Origin of the sequence: Nonomuraea sp. LPB2021202275-12-8 (assembly GCF_037044575.1) — a bacterium.
In the GTDB taxonomy this organism is placed as follows: Bacteria; Actinomycetota; Actinomycetes; order Streptosporangiales; family Streptosporangiaceae; genus Nonomuraea.
In genome coordinates this window covers 55,415-75,147 of record NZ_JBAHWD010000021.1, presented here as the reverse complement: position 1 = coordinate 75,147, position 19,733 = coordinate 55,415, and the positions used below count along the sequence as shown (strand labels likewise).

At 71.2% G+C, this 19,733-nt stretch carries 17 protein-coding genes and 1 pseudogene; 12 read left to right on the top strand and 6 right to left on the bottom strand.

Translation table 11 applies throughout. The features are described 5' to 3' along the window. Positions 1-58 precede the first annotated feature (58 nt). Genes V5E28_RS31420 through V5E28_RS31400 form a run of 5 tightly spaced genes read left to right on the top strand, consistent with a single transcriptional unit; the run spans position 59 to position 6,728 of the window. Complete coding sequence (locus tag V5E28_RS31420; protein WP_336212286.1) at positions 59-1,687, top strand: ABC transporter substrate-binding protein; 1,629 nt, start codon at positions 59-61, stop codon at positions 1,685-1,687. Continuing rightward, positions 1,684-2,622 carry an ABC transporter permease gene (locus tag V5E28_RS31415; protein ID WP_336212285.1) on the top strand — a complete coding sequence of 313 codons (939 nt, stop codon included), beginning with the start codon at positions 1,684-1,686 and terminating at the stop codon, positions 2,620-2,622. Before V5E28_RS31420 ends, V5E28_RS31415 begins: the two co-directional genes overlap by 4 nt. Beyond that, positions 2,615-4,522, top strand: a complete 1,908-nt coding sequence (locus V5E28_RS31410) for a dipeptide/oligopeptide/nickel ABC transporter permease/ATP-binding protein (RefSeq protein WP_336212283.1) — start codon at positions 2,615-2,617, stop codon at positions 4,520-4,522. The genes V5E28_RS31415 and V5E28_RS31410 overlap by 8 nt, the downstream gene beginning before the upstream one ends. Next, positions 4,512-5,495: an ABC transporter ATP-binding protein gene (locus V5E28_RS31405; RefSeq protein ID WP_336212281.1), complete on the top strand. Its 984-nt coding sequence runs from the start codon at positions 4,512-4,514 to the stop codon at positions 5,493-5,495. Before V5E28_RS31410 ends, V5E28_RS31405 begins: the two co-directional genes overlap by 11 nt. Positions 5,496-5,504: 9 nt before the next feature. Next, complete coding sequence (locus V5E28_RS31400) at positions 5,505-6,728, top strand: acyl-CoA dehydrogenase family protein (RefSeq protein WP_336212280.1); 1,224 nt, start codon at positions 5,505-5,507, stop codon at positions 6,726-6,728. An 82-nt stretch (positions 6,729-6,810) separates the two neighbouring features. Here V5E28_RS31400 and V5E28_RS31395 read toward each other — a convergent pair whose 3' ends face one another. Beyond that, on the bottom strand, positions 6,811-8,535 hold the full coding sequence (locus V5E28_RS31395) for a hypothetical protein (protein WP_336212279.1): 1,725 nt from the start codon (positions 8,533-8,535) through the stop codon (positions 6,811-6,813). A gap of 110 nt (positions 8,536-8,645) precedes the next feature. Between V5E28_RS31395 and V5E28_RS31390 the strand changes: the two genes are divergently transcribed. The 3 genes from V5E28_RS31390 (at position 8,646) to V5E28_RS31380 (ending at position 12,795) form a co-directional block, all read left to right on the top strand. Further along, the gene (locus V5E28_RS31390) at positions 8,646-9,245 is read left to right on the top strand and encodes a hypothetical protein (protein ID WP_336212277.1); all 600 of its coding nucleotides are present in this window, start codon (positions 8,646-8,648) and stop codon (positions 9,243-9,245) included. Positions 9,246-9,298: 53 nt separating this feature from the next. Further along, positions 9,299-10,444: a macrolide family glycosyltransferase gene (locus V5E28_RS31385; RefSeq protein ID WP_336212408.1), complete on the top strand. Its 1,146-nt coding sequence runs from the start codon at positions 9,299-9,301 to the stop codon at positions 10,442-10,444. A 131-nt stretch (positions 10,445-10,575) separates the two neighbouring features. Next, on the top strand, positions 10,576-12,795 hold the full coding sequence (locus V5E28_RS31380) for a glycoside hydrolase family 9 protein (RefSeq protein WP_336212276.1): 2,220 nt from the start codon (positions 10,576-10,578) through the stop codon (positions 12,793-12,795). Here the strand turns inward: V5E28_RS31380 and V5E28_RS31375 are convergent. Genes V5E28_RS31375 through V5E28_RS31365 form a run of 3 tightly spaced genes read right to left on the bottom strand, consistent with a single transcriptional unit; the run spans position 12,792 to position 14,956 of the window. After that, complete coding sequence (locus V5E28_RS31375; protein ID WP_336212274.1) at positions 12,792-13,409, bottom strand: hypothetical protein; 618 nt, start codon at positions 13,407-13,409, stop codon at positions 12,792-12,794. The two genes, V5E28_RS31380 and V5E28_RS31375, sit on opposite strands and share 4 nt — an antisense overlap. Beyond that, positions 13,409-14,158, bottom strand: a complete 750-nt coding sequence (locus V5E28_RS31370) for a MerR family transcriptional regulator (protein ID WP_336212272.1) — start codon at positions 14,156-14,158, stop codon at positions 13,409-13,411. Before V5E28_RS31370 ends, V5E28_RS31375 begins: the two co-directional genes overlap by 1 nt. A gap of 33 nt (positions 14,159-14,191) precedes the next feature. Then, positions 14,192-14,956 (bottom strand): class I SAM-dependent methyltransferase, encoded by a 765-nt coding sequence (locus V5E28_RS31365; RefSeq protein ID WP_336212270.1) that lies wholly within the window; start codon positions 14,954-14,956, stop codon positions 14,192-14,194. Between the two features lie 164 nt (positions 14,957-15,120). Between V5E28_RS31365 and V5E28_RS31360 the strand changes: the two genes are divergently transcribed. Next, positions 15,121-15,834, top strand: a complete 714-nt coding sequence (locus V5E28_RS31360; RefSeq protein WP_336212269.1) for an SIR2 family NAD-dependent protein deacylase — start codon at positions 15,121-15,123, stop codon at positions 15,832-15,834. On the opposite strand, the gene V5E28_RS31355 is transcribed toward V5E28_RS31360, so the two are convergent. Continuing rightward, on the bottom strand, positions 15,824-17,089 hold the full coding sequence (locus V5E28_RS31355; RefSeq protein WP_336212268.1) for a serine hydrolase domain-containing protein: 1,266 nt from the start codon (positions 17,087-17,089) through the stop codon (positions 15,824-15,826). The genes V5E28_RS31360 and V5E28_RS31355 overlap by 11 nt on opposite strands. Positions 17,090-17,334: 245 nt before the next feature. Between V5E28_RS31355 and V5E28_RS31350 the strand changes: the two genes are divergently transcribed. The 3 genes from V5E28_RS31350 to V5E28_RS31340 all read left to right on the top strand — a co-directional run bounded on the left by V5E28_RS31350 (position 17,335) and on the right by V5E28_RS31340 (position 19,238). Beyond that, positions 17,335-17,997: a class I SAM-dependent methyltransferase gene (locus tag V5E28_RS31350; RefSeq protein WP_336212266.1), complete on the top strand. Its 663-nt coding sequence runs from the start codon at positions 17,335-17,337 to the stop codon at positions 17,995-17,997. Between the two features lie 145 nt (positions 17,998-18,142). Further along, entirely contained in the window at positions 18,143-18,514 is a 372-nt protein-coding gene (locus V5E28_RS31345) for a hypothetical protein (protein WP_336212265.1), read from the top strand. 358 nt (positions 18,515-18,872) lie between these two features. After that, the gene (locus tag V5E28_RS31340; protein WP_336212264.1) at positions 18,873-19,238 is read left to right on the top strand and encodes a hypothetical protein; all 366 of its coding nucleotides are present in this window, start codon (positions 18,873-18,875) and stop codon (positions 19,236-19,238) included. 117 nt (positions 19,239-19,355) lie between these two features. Here V5E28_RS31340 and V5E28_RS49695 read toward each other — a convergent pair. Continuing rightward, positions 19,356-19,574, bottom strand: a pseudogene (locus V5E28_RS49695) (hypothetical protein); the annotation flags it as partial. Between the last annotated feature and the right edge of the window lie 159 nt (positions 19,575-19,733).

Below are 19,733 nucleotides of genomic sequence, written 5' to 3'. Positions count from 1 at the left end.
TTCACCGATAGTACTATCGGTGAAATTGCTCTCGGGGGATGACCGGGAGGAGGCGTAGATGAAACGCTGGAAAAGGCTGGCGACACTGTCGCTCGCATCGATGTTGCTCGTTGCGTGCAGCGGGCAGCGGCCTGCTGCCGTGCAGGAAAGTGGGTCCCCCGCGGACCCGTCGTCACCCGCGCCGGGCGGACGGCTGGTCTACGGACTGAGCGCCGACGCCAACGGACTGAACCCGGTCACCGACCAGTTCGCGTCCCAGAGTTACAGCATGGTCGGCACGATCGTCGAAACGTTGGTGAGCGTCGACGCCAACGGCGACTGGAAGCCGAACCTGGCCCAGTCGCTCACCCCCAACAAGACCTACGACGAGTGGGCGATCAAGGTCAGGCAGGGCATCAACTTCCATGACGGCGTCTCCCTGACCGGGGACATCGTCAAGGCGAACCTGGAGGCCCAGAAGGCCTCGCCGCTCAACAACGCGGTGCTGGTGCCCGTCAAGTCCTTCGAGCTCACCGACCCCATGACGGTCACGGTCAAGCTCAACCAGCCCTGGGTGGCCTTCCCCTACTACCTGGCCGCGCAGATCGGCATGGTGCTGCCGCCGAACTCGCTCCGCGACGCCAAGACGGCCAGCCTCAAGCCCGTGGGCACCGGCCCGTTCGTCTTCAAGGAGTACGTCCCTGACAGCCGGATGGTCGTGACCAAGAACCCGAACTACTGGCGCAAGGGCCTGCCGTACCTCGACGAGATCGAGTTCCGCATCCTGCCCGACAGCCAGACGCGCGCCCAGACGCTCGAAGCCGGCGGCATCGACGCCATGGGCACCTCCCGCGACGAGGACGTCACCAAGTACGGCGGGCTCAAGGACACCTACACCGTGCACCGGGCGCAGGGCATGGCCGTACCCGAGTACATGTTCCTGCTCAACACCGCCGTCGCCCCGCTCGACGACCTCAGGGTGCGCAAGGCGCTCGCCCACGCCACCGACCGCAAGGCCGTCATCTCGACCCTGCGCGGCGGCCTGACCGAAGAGGCCGACTCCCCCTGGTCCAAGGACTCCAAGTGGTTCTCCGACGCGGGCTCCTACCCCGCCTACGACCTCGCCAAGGCCACCGCCCTGGTGAAGGAGGTGGAGGCGGAGAAGGGGCCGATCAAGTTCGAGGTGATCTCCACTCCCGACCCGAACACCATGCAGGGCGTGGAGCTGGCCCAGGACATGTGGCGCAAGGCCGGCATCGAGGTCTCGATCAAGCAGGCCGACCAGCCCGACCTGATCAACCGAGCCGTCACCGGCAACTTCGGCGCGACGGTGTGGACGCAGTTCTCCTCGCCCGACCCCGACGGCGAGTACATCTGGATGCACCAGGCCTACGCCAAGCCGGTCGGCCAGATCTCGCTGAACTTCACCCGCTTCAAGGACGAGCAGCTCAGCAAGGCCTTCGACATCGGCCGGACCAACCCCGACGAGAGCGCCCGCAAGCAGGCCTACACCACCGTCCAGGAGCGGCTGCGTGACCAGGTGCCGTTCGTGTTCATCGACCACCTCAACACCGGAGCGATCATCGCCAAGACGAAACTGCACGGAATCGGCGAGCAGTTGCTGCCCGACGGGGAGAAGGGCCTGCCGCTGACCGGGTCGCCCATCCCGTACCACCCGTTCTCCCAGCTCTGGGTCAGCAAGCAGTGATCCTCGTACACCGGCTCGTCCGGCTGGTGGTCGTGCTGCTCGTGGTGACGTTCCTGTCCTACGCGCTGCTCGCACTGCTGCCGGGCGACCCCCTCACGCAGATCCTGGGCCTGTCGGCCACCGAGGAGGCGCGTGCGCAGCTCAGCGCGGAGCTCGGCCTGGACCAGCCCCTGCTGGTGCGCTACGCCTCCTGGCTCGGCGGCCTGGTCACCGGCGACTTCGGCACCTCCTACATCAGCCGGGTGCCGGTCGCCGACGAGCTGATGGAGCGGCTGCCGGTGACGCTGGAGCTGCTCGTCGCCGCGCAGGTCGTCGCGCTCGGCCTGGCCATCCCGGTGGGCGTCGCCGCCGCCCGCCGGGCCGGCCGCGCGCTGGACCAGGTGCTCACCGCGATCAGCTTCGCGCTGCTGTCCACCCCGGTGTTCGTGCTCGGTGTGCTGCTCATCCTGCTGTTCGCCGTCACCTGGCAGGTGGTGCCCGCCACCGGCTGGACGCCGATCTCGGTGGACCTGGGGTGGAACATCACCTCGGTGCTGCTCCCCGCCGTCACGCTCGGCTGCGGGCAGCTCGCCGTGTACGCGCGGCTGCTGCGCACCGACCTGATCGCGACGCTGCAGGAGGACTACATCACGCTGGCCAGGGCCCGCGGCCTGTCGCCGCGCCGCATCCTGTGGCGGCACGCCCTGCGCCCGTCGGCGATCTCGCTGGTCACCGCCGTCGGGCTCAACCTCGGCGCGCTCATCGGCGGCACCGTGATCATCGAGACGCTCTTCGGCCTGCCCGGCATCGGGCGGCTCATCGTCGACTCCATCTTTTCCCGTGACTACCTGACGGTGCAGGGAGGCGTGGTGCTGATCTCGGTCGGCTACGTGCTGGTCAACTTCGCGGTGGACGTGGTGTACGCCGCCGTCGACCCCAGGATCCGGCGTGCGTAGGCGCTTCGGTCCCGGGTTCTGGATCGCGACGGCCTGGATCGGCCTGATCCTGGCCGCCGCCGTCCTGGCCGACGTGCTGCCCTTCGCCCGCTACGACGAGACGCTGGCCGGCCCGCCCCAGGACGGCCCAAGCCTCGCGCACCCCTTCGGCACCGACGGCCTCGGCCGCGACGTGCTCAGCAGGGTCGTGTACGGCGCGCGCGTCTCGCTCGGCGTGGGCATCGGCGCGGTGGTGCTCGGCCTGGCCGTCGGCGCCCCGCTCGGCATCCTGGCCGGATACCGCAAGCGGGCCACCGACGCCGTCATCATGGCCGTCAACGACGTGGCCCTGGCCTTCCCCGCTCTGGTCTTCGCCCTGGCCGTGGTGGCCTTCGCGGGGGCGAACCTGCGCAACGTGCTCATCGTGCTCGGCGTGCTGGGCGTGCCCTCGTGGGTCCGGCTGATCCGCGGCGCGACGCTCACCTTCGCCGAGCGCGAGTTCGTGACGGCCGCCCGCGTGCTGGGCGTGCGCGACCGCCGGATCCTGTGGCGGGAGATCATGCCCAACGTCGCGGTGCCCGCCGCGTCGTACGCGTTCATCGGGATGGCCGTGGTCGTGGTCGCGGAGGGCAGCCTCGCCTTCCTCGGCCTGTCGGTCCAGGCGCCCACTCCCACCTGGGGCGGCCTCATCAACGAGGGCCGCACCCTGATGGAGAACGCGCCGCACGTCGTGCTCGCGCCCTCGGTGGTCATGTTCCTGACCGTCCTGTCCTTCAACGTGGTGGGCGACCGGCTCAGGGCGCTCAGCGACATACGGCAGAGCGGCCTGGAGCCGGTGCGCCAGGCCGCGGCGGTGCTGCCGGCCAGCACCACCCCGCACACCGTCAACGGCGATCTGCTCCAGGTCGAGAACCTGCGCACGCACTTCGTCACCCCGCGCGGCACCGTCAAGGCCGTCGACGGGGTGTCCTTCACGCTACGGCGCGGCCGCACCCTGGCCATCGTGGGCGAGTCCGGCTCCGGCAAGTCCATGCTGATCCGCTCCATCCTGGGCCTGCTGCCCGGCACCGACGTCGCCCGGGGCGGCCACGTCTACCTGGAGGGCGACGACCTCGCGGCGTACTCCCCCGAGGAGATGCGGCAGGTACTCGGGCGCAGGCTCGGCACCGTCTTCCAGGACCCGATGACGGCGCTCAACCCGGTCCGCACGATCGGCACGCAGGTGGCCGAGCCGCTGCGGGTGCACCTCGGGATGAGCCGGGCCAAGGCCCGCGAGGAGGCCGCGAGGCTGCTCGCCTCGGTCGGCATCCCCGACCCGAACCGCCTGCTCGACCGCTACCCGCACCAGCTCTCCGGTGGCATGCGCCAGCGCGTGACCATCGCCATGGCCCTGTCGTGCGGCCCCGACGTGCTGTTCGCCGACGAGCCCACGACCGCGCTCGACGTCACCATCCAGGACCAGGTGCTGCGCCTGATCCACCGGCTGCGCGAGGAGCGCGACATGGCCGTTGTGCTGGTCAGCCACGACCTGTCGGTGGTGAAGCAGTGGGCCGACGACGTCATCGTGATGTACGCCGGCAAGGTCGTCGAGCAGGGACCCGCGGACCAGATCTTCAGCCGGACCCGGATGCCGTACACCGAGGCCATGCTGCAGGCGGCTCCCCGCCTGACCGATCCCGCGCACCACCGGCTGCGCGTCATCCCGGGACGGCCGCCGGACCTGGCCGCCACCCCCGACGGCTGCTCCTTCCACCCGCGCTGCGCGTACTCCCAGGACAGGTGCCTCACCGAGGCGCCGCCGCTGCTCGCGGACACCCGCGACCACCTCTACGCCTGCTGGTACCCGACCGGCACGAGCGCCACCGAACCCGAGACCGTGGCCGGAAGCGGCAGCGAAGGAGCGGACAGCCATGGCCGGTAGCGGAACCGCGCACCTGCGTCCCCGTGACGAGGTGCTGCTCAGGGTCGAGAATCTGGTCGTGGAGTTTCCCGCCGGCCGCGGCCGCACCGTCAGGGCGGTCTCCGGGGTGAGCTTCGACCTGGCCAAGGGCGAGACCCTGGGCATCGTCGGCGAGTCGGGGTGCGGCAAGTCCAGCACCGCGCGGGCGCTCATCCAGCTCCCGCCGCCACGCTCCGGATCGGTGCGACTGGACGGCGTCGAGCTGACCGGACTGCGCGGCGAGGCGTTGCGGCGTACCCGGCGACGACTGCAGATGATCTTCCAGGATCCGATCTCGTCGCTGAACCCGCGCCGCCGCGTCCGCGACATCGTCGAGGAGGGGCCGCGGGTGTGGGGCACCGGCACCGGCAAGGTGGACGAGGTGCTGGAGGCGGTCGGCCTCGACCCGGCGACCGCGGCCGTGCGGCGCCCGCACGAGTTCTCCGGCGGGCAGTGCCAGCGCATCTCCATCGCGCGGGCGCTGATCCTCGATCCGGAGGTGGTTATCTGCGACGAGCCGGTGTCGGCGCTGGACGTCTCCGTGCAGGCGCAGATCCTCGGGCTGCTGGAGGACCTCAAGGAGCGCTACCGGCTCACGCTGGTGTTCATCGCCCACGACCTGGCCGTGGTCAAGAACGTCAGCGACCGGATCCTGGTGATGTACCTGGGCAAGATCTGCGAACTCGCCCCCAGCGAGGAGCTGATCGCGCGTCCTGCCCACCCCTACACCAGGGCGCTGCTCGCCTCCATCCCCGGCAGCGGCCTCGGCCTGCCTCCGGCGGACCAGCTCATCAGCGGCGAACCGCCCTCCCCCGTCAGCCCGCCCACGGGCTGCCGGTTCCGCACCCGCTGCCCCCGGGCAGCGGGCAAGTGCGCGCAGGAGGAGCCCGAGATCCGCCCCCTGAACGGTGGTGACCACTTCGTCGCCTGCCACTTCCCAGAAATGTCCGACTAAAGGAGCATCATGGCCATTGATTTCACCCTTGCGCCCGAGCACGAGGAGATCCGCAAGCGGGTACGGGCCTTCATCCAGGACACCGTCATCCCCGCCGGCGAGGAGCTACGCGAGAGCGACCGCGACGCCTACCTCCACGGCATCTTCGAACTGCGCGAGAAGGCGAAGGCCGAAGGTCTCTGGCTCCCCCACATGCCCAAGGAGTGGGGCGGCATGGGCCTCGGCCACGTGGAGCTGGCCATGGTGCAGTCCGAGGCGGCCAAGACCCGCCTCGGCCCCTGGGTGCTCAACTGCAGCGCCCCCGACGAGGGCAACATGCACACCCTCCTGCACTGGGCGGACGACGAGCAGAAGGAGAAGTATCTGCGCCCGTTGCTGGACGGCAGGAAGATGTCCTGCTTCGCCATGACCGAGCCCGAGGTCGCGGGCTCCGACCCCACCCTCATCCGCACCCAGGCCGTCAAGGACGGCGACGAATGGGTCATCAACGGCCACAAGTGGTTCATCTCCAACGCCCGCCGCGCCAGCTTCGCCATCCTCATCGCCAAGACCGAGCTCGACGTCCCCGAAGGGGCGCGGGGCGCCAACACCGCCTTCCTCATCGACCTGCCGCAGGAAGGGTGGAACGACGTCCGCGAGGTCGAGACCATGCACGGGTCGACCGGCCACAGCGAGATCGTCATCAAGGACCTGCGGGTTTCCGACAGCCAGATCCTCGGCGGCAGGGGCAACGGCCACCGCCTCGGCCAGTACCGCCTCGGCCCGGCGCGCCTGGCCCACTGCATGCGCTGGATCTCCCAGGCGGAGACGGCCCTCGACATGATGGTCGAGCGCGCGCTCAACCGCTACAGCCACGGCTCGCTGCTGGCCGAGAAGCAGGGCATCCAGTGGCTGATCGCCGACTCGGCCATGGAGCTCTACCAGTGCAAGCTCATGGTCCTGCACGCCGCGTCCAAGATCGACAAGGGTGAGGACTTCCGCACCGAGGTCTCCATGGCCAAGCACTTCGTGGCCAACAGCCTCAACCGCATCGTCGACCGGGCCATCCAGGTGCACGGCGCCCTCGGCTACTCCACCGACACGCCGCTGGCCAACATGTTCCAGCACGCCCGCTGGGCCCGCTTCGCCGACGGCGCCGACGAGATCCACCAGATGCGCATCGCCGAACGCACCATCGCCGCCTACCAGGCGACGGGCACGACCAGCTCCGCCACCGGAGGTCTGCCCCTCTGAAGCCGATGGCCGCCGCCCCACCCATCTGCCACGGGGCGGCGGCCATCGTTCGCGCATCTCCCCGGTGGGCGGACATCGCCGATCAGGGCCGGACCCCCTGCCGGTGGACGATCACCTCATCGTCGCCGTGTCCCGGGTAGGACATGATGAGCAGCCGCTGGGCGCCCTGTTCCGCTCCCTTCCAGGGGATCCGGCCCAGGTGGACGCGGATCCGGTAGTGGCCCTTGCCGTGGGCGGCGAGGTCGGGGAGCAGGGCGCTGCCCAGCCCGTCGTGCAGGACGATGCCGCCGTCCGGGCTGTGGTAGCCGACCTCGACGACGTGCGCCCAGCCCTTGGTCTCCATCGGCGGGCGGCGGGCGTACGTCTCGACGGTGACGCAGGAGCGGAGGGTGGTGTCGGCGAAGACGATGAGGTGGCCGGGGGCCGAGGCCACCAGGTCGCCCTCGTGCGCGCGGTCCATCAGGTCGTCCTCGAAGGGGTCGGTCTCGGCTCCCTCTTCGTACGACTGGAGGGGCAGTTCCGGCCAGATGGGACTCTTCACCACTGTCGCCTTCACGGGCTTGATCAGCGGGCGGTGGCGGGGCGCCTTGGCGCACTCGCGCTGCTGCGCCGCCTCCCAGGCCAGCAGCTCACGCTTCTCGGCCTCGGCCGCCGCCTTCAGCGTGGCGGCGGCGCGAGGGCAGATGCCGGCCAGGAGAGTCGCCAGGTCCGCCGGGTCGAGACCGTCGGTCTCGTGGAGCCTGGCCAGCTCGCGCGGGTCGGAGCGGGTGTAGACGCCGCACAGGCGGTGCCCGTAGACCGTCAGCAGGCCGTCCGGCATGCCCCGCGCGAACGCCGGCTTGTCTGATGTGCGTACCTCGCACACGAACTTCCGCTCGCCGGTGATCGGCGGAGCCGAGACGTCCCACCGCAGGTCGCCTTCCGCCCGCTCGCAGGCTCTCGCCGTGGTGACGGGACCGGGAGCGTGGTCCGACACCGGGACGAGGGCGAGCACGGCGATCGCGGCCGTGCTCGCGAGCGCCGCCCGCAACGGCCCCCTTCGGCCGTGCCCGCGCCCGGGCGGCTCCTCCCGCCGGCTCCCGAGCTCGTGCGCGGTACGGGCCAGCCATACCAGCGCGAACACCTCGAACGCCTGGTCGCCGATGGAGAGCCAGATGAAGGCGACGTAGCCGTCCGGGACGAGGACGGAAACCGACGCCGGGAAGAAGGAGCCCGCGACCGACAGCGCTCCCGACCACACCGTGGCCCGGCTCCACCGGCCGTCCCTCGCCTGGGCGACCAGCGTCAGCGCCATCCAGGCGAGCCACGGCACCCACAACAGATGGAGGAAGCCGACGTCGAGCGCCATGTCGGCGAGCCCGGCCACCGGAACGTACAGCCCGGCCACCAGCGCGACCGTACGCACCCCCTTGGAGGCCCGGTCCAGCACCCGGTGGAGCAGCACCACCAGGGCCACCCGCAGGGCGTCCTCCAGGATGTCGACCCGCCACGGTGAGGGGACGACCTCGATGACCAGCGACGCGTACAGGGCGGCCCGCAGCAGACGAGCGTCCCTGGCCGGCTCGGCCTGCTCCCCCGTGGACCGCCCGCGCAGGATCTGCCACAGCCCCCAGCCCTGCAACACCCCCAGCGCCACCATCGGCAGCACCGTCGCCCACCCGCCGGGTCCGATGCGGGGGACGCGGGTGGGCAGCCAGAGGTGGCCGGCGTCATCGGTCACCAGGGCGACGGCGCCCGACACCACGACCGCGGCCACGAATCCCACGGCCACCACGGCGGCGACCCGGCCGAACCTGTAGCGGCGCATCGGTCACTTCCTCGCGGCTCTGGACGGGGGGCGCCTCACCCTAGCGAAGATCATCCGAAGCCGTGCGTCGCCGTTGAACCGATCACCCAGGCCCGCACGTCGTGAAGGGCATGATGCCTCGGATCATCGCCGTGTTCGCCCTGATGGCGGCCTTCCTCGTGACCGTCGCCGGTGCGGCCCACGCCTGCTCGTGCAGGGACCTCCCGCCGAAGGAGCGGGTACGGGACTCGGCGGCGGTCTTCACCGCGACCGCCACGGCCGTCCGGGTGGACGAGGAGATGCTGGGCGGCGGCAAGGTCACCGCGACGCTCCGCGCCGACCACGTCTACAAGGGCGACCCGGGCGCCGAGTTCGAGGTGGTCACCAGGGCCCAGGGCGCCGCCTGCGGCTACGAGTTCGCCGAGGGCGAGCGCTATCTGCTGTTCGCCAGGGCCGCCGACTCCGGGCTGACCACCTCGCTCTGCTCGGGCAACAGGCGCCTGCCGCCCGGCGACAGTCCGCTGAGCCTGTCCGACGAGACCTACGGCATGGGAGAGCTCACCGCTGAGCTGATCACCGCTCTGGGCACCCCCAGGGCACCGCGGCCCGCCGCCGCCGAGCCGGGGCCGAGCGGCGGCGGGCCGATCGTCCCCGCCGTCCTGGCGCTGGCGGGGGTGGCTCTGATGGTGGCCGTCGCGTGGGCGCTCAGGAGATCCAGGAAGGCGGGCTAACATCGCAGAAAGCCGCAGCCCGAAACGAGAGATCTTCCGTGTCCCATATCGCGATGGTGGGCATCCCCGCCATCAGCCACATCCTGCCGAGCCTCGAGGTCATCCGGGAGCTCGTGGCACGCGGCCACCGGGTGACGTACGCCAACGACCCGATGGTGGCCGACGTGATCACGGCCGCCGGCGCCGAGCTGGTCCCGTACGAGTCGACGCTGCCGGTCACCGACCACGACTGGCCGGACGACCCCATCGCCGCGATGAGCATCTTCCTCGACGACGCCATCCGGCTGCTGCCGCGGCTGCGCGAGGCCTATGACGCCGATCCGGCCGACCTCTACCTGTACGACATCGCCGGCTACGCGGGCCGCGCGCTCGCCGAGGCGCAGGGCAGGCCCATCGTGCAGCTCTCGCCGTCGATGGTGGCCTGGGAGGGTTACGAGGAGGAGGTGGCCGCGCCGCTCTGGGAGCTGCCGGGCGCCGCGGCCTACCGGGCGAAGTTCACCGGATGGCTCGCCGAGGCGGGGGTGACGACCACGGACATGGACGCCTTCTCCGGCCGTCCCCCGCGCTGCCTGGCCACGATCCCCCGCGCCATGCAGCCGCACGCGGACGAGGTCTCCGACGCGGTGACGTTCGTCGGCCCCTGCCTCGGCAGCCGGGCGGACCAGGGCGGCTGGACCCGGCCCGCCGGCGCCGCGAAGGTGCTGCTGATCTCGCTCGGCTCCGCCTACACCCGGCAGCCGGAGTTCTACCGCCGGTGCCTGGCCGCCTTCGGTGACCTGCCCGGCTGGCACGTCGTGCTCCAGATCGGCAGGCACACCGACCCGGCGGAGCTCGGCGCGATCCCGGCCAACGTCGAGGTGCACCCCTGGGTGCCCCAGCTCGCGATCCTGGAGCAGGCGGACGCGTTCGTCACGCACGCGGGCATGGGCGGCAGCAGCGAGGGCCTGTTCGCCGGCGTCCCGATGATCGCCGTGCCCCAGGGCGTGGACCAGTTCATGAACGCCGACCGGCTCGTCGAGCTCGGTGTGGCCCGCCGCATCGACACCGATGACGCCACCCCGGAAGCGCTGCGAGCGGCTCTGGTCGAGCTCACCACCGACCCCGAGGTGGCCGGCAGGTCGGCGCGGCTGCGTACCGAGACGCGCGCCGAGGGCGGCACCGCCCGCGCCGCCGACCTCATCGAGGCCATGCTGGGCTGATCAGCACCCCAGATGCCCGCGCACCATGAAAGTTTCACGACCGACCAGGACCGATGGTGCGCGGGCGTTGACGGCGCGCCATCGGCGGCCCGAGGATCGTGGGAGCGCTCCCAAACCCCTCAAGGACCTCCATGACCGGACGCCGGGCCGCGGCAGCGGCCCTTTTCCTCACGATCGCCCTGACCCCCGCCCCGGCGCAAGCCGCCGAGGGCCCCGAGCAGATCGTGAACGGCACCTTCGACACCGGGACCGCCCCGTGGTGGGGCACCGGCAACCTGACACTCGAAGTGGACGACGGCCGCCTGTGCGCCGACATCCCGGGCGGCACCGCCAATCCGTGGGACGCCATCATCGGCCAGGACAACCTGCCGCTGGTCGAGGGCGAGACCTACGCCTATACCTTCGCGGCGTCGGCGACCCCCGCCAAGGTCGGCAGGGCGCTGATCCAGCTCCCGGTGGACCCCTGGACGCAGTATCTGTCGGCCGCCCCCGAGCTGAGCGTGTCGGGCAACGTCTACTCCTACACCTTCACCGCCCCCGTCACGCTGCCGAACGCCCAGGTCGCCTTCCAACTGGGCGGCAGCGCCGACCCCTGGAGGTTCTGCATGGACGACGTGTCGCTGAAGGGCGGCGCGGAACCGGAGGTCTACGAGCCCGACACCGGCCCGCGCGTGCGCGTCAACATGGTCGGCTACCTCCCCTCAGGCCCGAAGAAGGCGACGCTGGTCACCGCCGAGACCACCGCGCTGAAGTGGCAGCTCAAGAACGCGGGCGGCCGGACGGTCGCCGGAGGCGTCACCGAGCCGAGAGGCGTGGACGCCAGTTCGGGGCAGAACGTCCAGACGATCGACTTCGGCTCCTACCCCAAACCGGGCCGGGGCTACACCCTCGTCGCCGACGGCGAGACGAGCCGCCCGTTCGACATCGCCGCCGGCCTGTACGACGAGCTGCGGGTGGACGCGCTGAAGTTCTACTACACCCAGCGCAGCGGCATCGAGATCCGCGACGAGCTCAGGCCCGGCTACGGCAGGCCCGCCGGCCACCTGGGCGTGGCGCCCAACCAGGGCGACACGAGCGTCCCCTGCCAGCCGGGCGGCTGCGACTACACGCTGGACGTCAAGGGCGGCTGGTACGACGCGGGCGACCACGGCAAGTACGTGGTCAACGGCGGCATCTCGGTCCACCAGCTCATGTCGGCCTACGAGCGTGACAGAGGGGCCTTCGGCGACGGCATGCTCCGCATCCCGGAGAGCGGGAACGGCGTGCCCGACGTGCTGGACGAGGCCCGCTGGGAGCAGGAGTTCCTGCTGAGCATGCAGGTCCCGCAGGGCCGGCCGCTCGCCGGCATGGCGCACCACAAGATCCACGACGCCGCGTGGACCGGGCTGCCGCTGCTGCCGCACCTGGACCCGCAGCCCCGCGAGCTGCACCCGCCCTCCACCGCCGCCACGCTGAACCTGGCCGCCACCGCCGCCCAGGCGGCCAGGCTGTACGCGCGCTACGACGCCGCCTTCGCCGCCCGCAACCTCCAGGCCGCCCGCCGGGCATGGGCAGCCGCCAAGGCGAACCCCGCCCTGTACGCCGATCCGAACGACGGCGTGGGCGGCGGCGCCTACTCCGACGGCGACGTCAGCGACGAGTTCTACTGGGCCGCGGCGGAGCTGTTCATCACGACGGGCGAGAAGGAGTTCGCCCAGTTCGTGCTGGCCTCGCCGCACCACACCGGCGACATCTGGCGCGATCGCGGCTTCGACTGGGGCAACACCGCCCAGCTCGGCCGCCTCGACCTGGCGACCGTGCCGAACTCCCTGCCCGGCAGGTCACAGGTGCGCAGGTCGGTCGTCGAGGGGGCCGACAAGTATCTCGCCATCCAGCGGGCGCACCCGTACGGCATGCCGTACGACCCGCCGGACTACGACTGGGGCTCCAACAACCTGATCCTCAACAACATGGTCGTCATGGCCACCGCGTACGACCTGACCGGCAAGGAACGGTATCGGGCCGCCGTGCGGGAGGGGATGGACTACATCCTCGGCCGCAACGCGCTCAACCAGTCCTACGTCACCGGCTACGGCGAGGTGGCCAGCCGCAACCAGCACAGCCGGTGGTACGCCCGCCAGCTCGACCCCGCGCTGCCCAACCCGCCGCGCGGCACGCTGGCCGGCGGCCCCAACTCCGCCATCCAGGACCCGCTCGCACAGCGGCTGCTGCGGGGCTGCAAGCCGCAGTTCTGCTACATCGACCACATCGAGTCCTGGGCCACCAACGAGCTGACCATCAACTGGAACTCACCCCTGGCCTGGATCTCCGCCTTCCTGGCCGACGACGGCAAGCGCCCGCGCCACGGCTAGGAGCCGGCCTGATCGGGCTGCGGTGCGGGTCGCAGGGCGGCCCGCACCGCAGCCGGGTCGTCGGCGAAGAAGCGGACCGCGGTCACCTCGGCACGCCCGCCCAGCGGGCGGACCACGGTGACCGGCTCCGACAGCTCCACGACCACGTTCACCTGCGACGACACCACCACGGTCAGCGTGCCCGCGTCGACGCGCACCAGGCCCGACTCGTTGTACCCGCGCGCCACCCGTACGGAGGTGATCAGCTCGCGCGGGATGCGTACGTCGAGGAACGCGCCGTAGCGGACGCGCAGCTCCTCGCCGGTGACCACGTGCGGGCGGGTGACGCAGGCGGCGGCGACCATGAGGCCGGCGAGCAGCCCGTAAGCGTCCAGCAGGAACACCAGCAGGCGCACCCAGCCCGCCACGTCCATGGCCCGCAGCAGCACCTCCACCGCCACCAACTCCACGGCCATCATGATCAGGAGGATCAGCATCGTCGTGGTCTGCTCGCGCGAGTAGGTCACCTCGACGGCGCCGGGCGGCACGCCGTCGCGACGGCACCGCGCCCACAGGGCCAGGCTCGCCATGCCCTTGGCGTCGAAGCCGGCGATCCTGCGCAACAGCTCGGGCATCAGAACTTCTCCTTCAGCATGGTCATCATCAGCCTGAACACCTCGCCCTGGGCGGGCGACAGCTCCTCGTACATCGCCGCCATCCACGGCCCGCCGTCCTCGGGCAGCTCGGCGACCATCGCCTGGACCATCTCCTCCGGCAGGTGGGCGGCCAGGTCCGTGGCGAGCCCGGCGATCCGGGGGTCTCCCAGGCCGGCGTCGGCGAGCTCGTCGAGCCGCGTGTAAAGGGCGTGCCCCCGCGCGAGCGCGCTCGGCTCGGTGAGCGGCCGCATCAGCGTGAGCACCGCCTCCCGCTCGTCCGGCCCGGCGACGGTTTCCATCAGGGCCAGCATCTCCCGGTCCATCTCGGCGAACCTCGACCCGCCGGCGGTCAGGCCGCGCAGCACCGCCGCCATGTCCGGCGACACCGCCGCGTCGGGCCGCAGCTCCGGCTCGACCAGCAGCTCCGCCAGCCGGGCCCGGCGGGCGCCGATCTCCTCCTGCTGCCGCGCCAGGTCCTCGTCCAGCTCCAGGAGCACCTCGCGCAGCTCCTTGCCCTGGTCGTCGGCCAGCACGTCGCGGATCTCGTCCAGCGACAGCCCCAGCTCGGCCAGCCGCCGCACCCGGGCGAGCAGCACGGCATCGCGCAGCCGGTACTCCCGGTAGCCGTTGGGCAGCCGAACGGGCTCGGGCAGCAGGCCGAGGTGGTGGTAGTGCCGCACGGTCCGGGTCGACACCCCGGCCATCGCGGCGAGCTCGCCGATCAGCATGCCTCCATTAGAGACGTTGACGCCACGTCAAGGTCAACCCGTACCATGGCCTGAGGTCCCCTGCTTCACCAGCGCGACCAGGGTGTAGACCGGGTCGGCGCGCGGCCGGTCCTGATCGGGCAGCTCCCCCAGCCGCCTGCCCAGCTCAGCGAGAGTCGCGGGATCCACCCGCGGCGCCCACCAGCTCTCATGGATCAGCTCGCACCACATCCGAGGGCTCCGGCCCTGCCCGAGCCCCGCGAACGTGGTGCGCCCCGCCATCGCGACGCCCAACCCCGAGCACACCTCCAGCACCCGCCCGAGCGCGTCGCTCTGAGCGGGGGCATGGCGGTCACGCACCGGCCTCAGCAGGTCCGAGGTGTCGCCGCCGGTGTGATAGGCGGCGTCGTTCTTGTCGACGGTGGTGATGAGCACCCCGCCCGGCCGCAGCACCCGGGCGGCCTCCGCGAGCACGGCGGCGCAGGCGGCCGGGTCCAGCAGGTGAAGCAGCCAGATCATGGTGACCGCGTCCACCGATCCGTCCTGGACGGGCAGCCGGGCCGCGTCGCCCAGCACCACCCCGCCCGGCAGCCGGGCCGCCGCGACCCCGGCCATCCCGGCCGCGCGATCGACCCCGGCCACGTGCCGCCCCGGGCGCCGTAGCCGCCCGGTGACGATCCCCGTCCCGCATGCCACGTCCACGACGACTCGCCCACCAGGCGGCAGCAGCCGCTCGATCGCCTCCACGGCCGCGTCGGCGCGAGCGCCCCCTCCTCGCGTCTCGTCGTAGCAGGCGGCCTCGCGGTCGTAGTCGAGCACGCTCAGCACCCCCGTCCGCGGCCCGCAGCCCCCAAGAGCGACCCGTGCCCTTCCAGATCCGCGCCCACCATGTGCCCGAACCTACCCAAAAGGGCGGCGCCACAGGAGAAACGCGCAAGCCCGCAGGGTTCGCCGGTGATGCTCCCTGCTGGACAATGGCAACGATGATTACCGTCATGACCGGAGCGGGCATCTCCACCGATTCCGGGATCCCCGACTTCCGCGGCCCCACCGGCCTGTGGCGGAACGACCCGGACCACGAGAAGCTCGTCACCCTCGACTACTACCTGGCCGACCCCGAGATCCGCCGCCGCTCGTGGCGGTTCCGGCGCGAAAGCCCCGCCAGGACCGCCGCGCCCAACGCCGCCCACCTGGCTCTGGTGGAGCTGGAGCGGGCCGGCCTGCTGGACCGCCTGGTCACCCAGAACATCGACGGCCTGCACCAGAAGGCGGGCTCCAGCCCCGACCTGGTGCTGGAGCTGCACGGCAACATGTCCGGCGTCCTCTGCGTGAGCTGCGGCTCCCGCTCCACCCTCGCCGAGGCGCTCGATCGGATCGACGCGGGCGAGGCGGATCCCGCCTGCCACGAGTGCGGCGGGATCCTCAAGACGACCACGGTCATGTTCGGCGAGACGCTGCCCGAAGAGGCCGTCGCCGAGGCGGTCCAGGCCGCACGGAGGTGCCGGACGTTCCTCGCCATCGGCACCTCCCTGCAGGTGCAGCCCGCCGCCTCCCTGGTGGGCCTCGCGGTCAGGTCCGGGGCCCATCTCGTCATCGTGAACGCCGAGCCGACGCCCTACGACGACTTCGCCGAAGAGGTGATCCGCGACCCGATCGGCGAAGCGGTGCCCCGCCTCGTGGCACGCCTCATCGCTTGACGAGCACCCGGTCCGTGGCGAACGGCTTGAAGGACATCGACGGCCCGGTCGCCGTCCTGGCCGTGTCCGGACCGCAGAGCGCGAGGAGGAAATGGGACCCGAGCGCCACGTCGACGGGGCTGATCTCGATGTTGCCGTTCTCGTCGATGCGCTGATACTTGGTCCGGTTCAGGCCGAAGGAGAGCTGGCGGGAGCCGTCCGGGCTCGACAGCGACTGCGTGCCCATGCCGAAGACGCCGCCGTCGTGTCCCCAGAACCTGCCGCAGGGCAGATCGACGAAGTAGAGCCCGAGGCCGTAGTCGATGGCTCCGCCGCCGGCCAGCACGGTCACGGTCGTCTGCATCTGGGCGAGCTGCTCGGAGCCGATCAGCTCGCCGCGCAGCAGTGCCCGGTAGAACCGGTTGAGGTCGTCCATGGTCGACACCACGGCCCCCGCCGTGCCCGCCCATGACATGTCGTACACGCTGTAGTCGCGCGGCGGGTCGATCCAGCCGAACAGGGACTCGTACGCCTTGGAGTGCGGTCCCGGGATGTGCGGCGTGCGCGGGAACGAGGTGTGGCGCAGGCCCGCCCTGCGGATCACCTCGCGGGTGACGTACTTCTCGGCGTCGACGCCCGTCACCTTCTCCAGGAGCAGTCCGGCGATGACGTAGTTGGTGTTGGAGTACGAGCCCGGCGCCGTGCCGGGCTCCCCGGTGGGCGCCGCGGCCAGGCCGAGCTCCACGAGCTCACCGGGCTCGAACGTGCGGAACCGGTTGTCGTCGAGGCTGGCGGGCGAGCCTTCCAGCAGCGACGGGAACGCGCCCGCGATGTAGTCGCCGATGTGGCTGGTGTGGTTGAGCAGCATCCGCACGGTGATCTTCCGCCCGCGCTCGCCCGGGATCAGGCCGGGCAGGTAGCGCGCCACCGGCGCGTCCAGCTCGACGGCTCCCCGCTCAACCTGCTGGAGGATGGCGACCGAGACGAAGGTCTTGGTGATGCTGCCGACCCGGTGGCGCATCTCCGCGCGCACCGGCCGGCGGGTAGCGACGTCGGCCACCCCGGCGGCTCCCTGCCAGTCGCGGCGCCCGTCGCGCACCGCGGAGTAGACGCCGTACATCCCGGCCTGGTGGGTCGCGTCGAGGGTCTCCTGAAGTCCCCGCCGATCGAGCCCCGGATCGCGCTCGGCCGGCGCGGCCCCGGCCGGCGTCGCGCTGCCCGCCACGAGCAGCGCGCTTAACCCGGCTCCCGCCATCAACCGCTTCACCACGGCCATTTCTACCTCCAAGGTAGTCAAAAGGTCATGGTCAGCCTGGTGGATCGGTCGCGAGGCGACCAGTCGGCGGAGTCATCGGTCAGGCATGATGCCTGTCATGAGAATCCGATGACACCGGCCCCTGCCGGCGGGGATCGTGGTCCCGTACGGCGCGGTCCGGCGGATCCGGTCGTTGACCGGCACCGCCTGCGACCACATCATTTCTCTGCACACCTGAACGAGCCATGTGAGAAGGGGATCGACTCATGAGCCTGGGCAAGTTGCTGCACGACCACGCCGAGCACGCCGAGTCCGGCGGCAGGATGGATCATCCGCGCGCCTACGAGCTCATCTCGGCCATCGGCTTCGCGGGGAGCCGCCGCGCCACCTTCACCCGCCTGGCGGCCCTGGCCAAGCCGCGGGCCGGCGATCGGATCCTGGATGTCGGCTGCGGCACCGGATATCTGACGCGCGTGCTCGCTCCCGTCGTGACGCCCGCCGGGCACGTGACGGGACTGGACCCCTCCTCCGCCATGATCGAGTACGCGCGAGGCCGCGCTCCCGGCAACTGCGGCTACGAGGTCGGCGAGGGCCAGAACCTGCCGTTCCCCGACGGCTCCTACGACGCCGTCGTCAGTAGCCTGGCGCTCCACCACATCCCCGCCGACGCCCGGCAGGAGGCGCTGCGCGAGATGTTCCGGGTGCTGCGGCCGGGCGGGCGGCTGGTCATCGCCGAGTTCCGGCCGCCGGCGCATCCCCTCGCCAGGCGCCTGGTCGGGCTGCTGTCGGCGCACGTCATGCGGCACGACCCCCGCGAGGTGCTCGGCACGTTGATCCCCGACGCCGGCTTCCAGGTCCAGTCCGAGGGCGACCTGCCGTCACTGCTCTACTATGTCCGCGCCGTACGGCCCGAAGCCGGCCACGCCTAGCCGGCAACCCGAAGCCGGTCGGTTCGCGGCTGGGAAGGCGCCGTCCTGCCGGCGGAGGTCAGATGGTGATCCATCCGGCTGACAGGCCGATGACGCCGATCACCGGTGGTCCGCGCGAAGGTGCCCGGCAGCGAGAACACGCCCGTTGTTCGTCGGCCTGGTCGCCGCCGTCATCACCCTGTCGCTGATCCATCCGCCTCCGGAGATCCGCGCCAACCCGGGCTATCTACAGCTGATCTCCATCGCGCCGCTCGAGGTCTGGGCGGTTCTGTGGGGCTTCACCGGCGGCCTCTGCCTGGTGCAGGCCTTCTTCCGCTCCGACCGGGTGGCCTTCGCCGTCACGACCGCCCTCATGTACTCGTGGGGCCTCATCCACTTCGCGGGATCGCTGACCGGCGTCAACCCGCGCGGGTGGGTGAGCGGGGCCGTGTGGCTCGGCTTCGGCGGCTGGCTTACCCTGATCTCGACCTGGCCGGAGGCCGCCGCGCTGCCGCCCGAGCCGCACCAGGAGAAGTGATGCCCGACCTGGCCACCATCATCGTCCAGGCGTCCATCGGGGCGGTGCCGTTGGGAGCCGCCTGGTTCGCCTTCCGAGCCAGCACCGACGCCAACCGGAAGAGTCCTGACGCGCCAGCGTCCACCCTGACCAGTGGGAACGGTGTGATGCACGTACAATGATCTCCTCCGTTCCCTCGGCGGTGGGGCGGGCCACCGCGGGCGGGCAAGGGGGGCGATTCCCCCTGACGTCGCGCGGGGTTAGGCTCGGACAACGTCGGAACATGGGTGCGAAGGGATCCATCATCGTCAACGACTCATATCCTCCGTTCGATGATCAGCCACGACCGGTGCGCCGGCGCGTCACCGAGGCGACGATCATGAGCTCGCAGAGCTCGGCCGACGTCGTCCAGTGGACCTGCCCGCACGGCCAGCACGCGGGCCTCGGCTGTGTCAGCTGCTATGACGCCACGGCCGAGGCCGACGCGGAGCTGCCCCTGTGGGAGGTCGCGGCGTGGTTCACCACCACGCGCCCGATCCCGATCAGGGCCCTGCAGGACGTGCACCGCCATGGCCGCCGCTTCGCGCTCGACCAGCCGTCGACGCCGCTGGTCTACGTGCTGAGCGGCCATGTCAGAGCCACCTCCGGAGCCGAAGCGGTGGCGGGCGTGGTCGGGTTCCTGCTGCAGAACCGGCACATCGTCGACGATTTCACCGTGACGGAGGTCCGCGCCGTCCACTCCTGACGCCGGTGGCGGGGTCAGTGGCCGGTGGCGCCGTCGATCCGCTCGCGCAGGAGGTCGGGCGTGGCCGTTGTGCCGGGAGTACTCCTGGATCATGGCGGAGTAGACCCAGCGCAGGCTCATCTCGGTGTCGCGCCGCGGATCGAGGTAGGTCTCGTCCAGGTGGCGCCCGGCGGTCGTCTGGCGGACGAGCTCGATCTCGTCTCGATAGACGGCCAGGTCCGATTCGGCGTCGGCGGCGTCCACGCCGAACTCGGCCTGCAGGTCGTCGTCGGTGCAGTAGCCGACCCGCTGCCCGCCGAACCTGGTGCGGAACCAGTCGCGCTCCACTTCGGCCATGTGTCGGACCAGCCCGAGCAGCGACAGCCGCGACGGCTCGACGCACCGCGCGCTGTTATGAGCCCCAAATGACGTTGATCTTGTTGGGACCTGCGTAGGTGATGCTGAACGGGCATGACACGCCCCCCGCTTCACATCGACGAACTCGTCGAGCACTGG

Coding starts and splice junctions, on each gene's coding strand:
- V5E28_RS31420 (WP_336212286.1), top strand. CDS start 59: ATGAAACGCTGGAAAAGGCTGGCGACACTGTCGCTCGCATCGATGTTG.
- V5E28_RS31405 (WP_336212281.1), top strand. CDS start 4,512: ATGGCCGGTAGCGGAACCGCGCACCTGCGTCCCCGTGACGAGGTGCTG.
- V5E28_RS31400 (WP_336212280.1), top strand. CDS start 5,505: ATGGCCATTGATTTCACCCTTGCGCCCGAGCACGAGGAGATCCGCAAG.
- V5E28_RS31395 (WP_336212279.1), bottom strand. CDS start 8,535: ATGCGCCGCTACAGGTTCGGCCGGGTCGCCGCCGTGGTGGCCGTGGGA.
- V5E28_RS31390 (WP_336212277.1), top strand. CDS start 8,646: ATGATGCCTCGGATCATCGCCGTGTTCGCCCTGATGGCGGCCTTCCTC.
- V5E28_RS31385 (WP_336212408.1), top strand. CDS start 9,299: ATGGTGGGCATCCCCGCCATCAGCCACATCCTGCCGAGCCTCGAGGTC.
- V5E28_RS31380 (WP_336212276.1), top strand. CDS start 10,576: ATGACCGGACGCCGGGCCGCGGCAGCGGCCCTTTTCCTCACGATCGCC.
- V5E28_RS31375 (WP_336212274.1), bottom strand. CDS start 13,409: ATGCCCGAGCTGTTGCGCAGGATCGCCGGCTTCGACGCCAAGGGCATG.
- V5E28_RS31370 (WP_336212272.1), bottom strand. CDS start 14,158: ATGCTGATCGGCGAGCTCGCCGCGATGGCCGGGGTGTCGACCCGGACC.
- V5E28_RS31360 (WP_336212269.1), top strand. CDS start 15,121: ATGATTACCGTCATGACCGGAGCGGGCATCTCCACCGATTCCGGGATC.
- V5E28_RS31355 (WP_336212268.1), bottom strand. CDS start 17,089: ATGGCCGTGGTGAAGCGGTTGATGGCGGGAGCCGGGTTAAGCGCGCTG.
- V5E28_RS31350 (WP_336212266.1), top strand. CDS start 17,335: ATGAGCCTGGGCAAGTTGCTGCACGACCACGCCGAGCACGCCGAGTCC.
- V5E28_RS31340 (WP_336212264.1), top strand. CDS start 18,873: ATGAGCTCGCAGAGCTCGGCCGACGTCGTCCAGTGGACCTGCCCGCAC.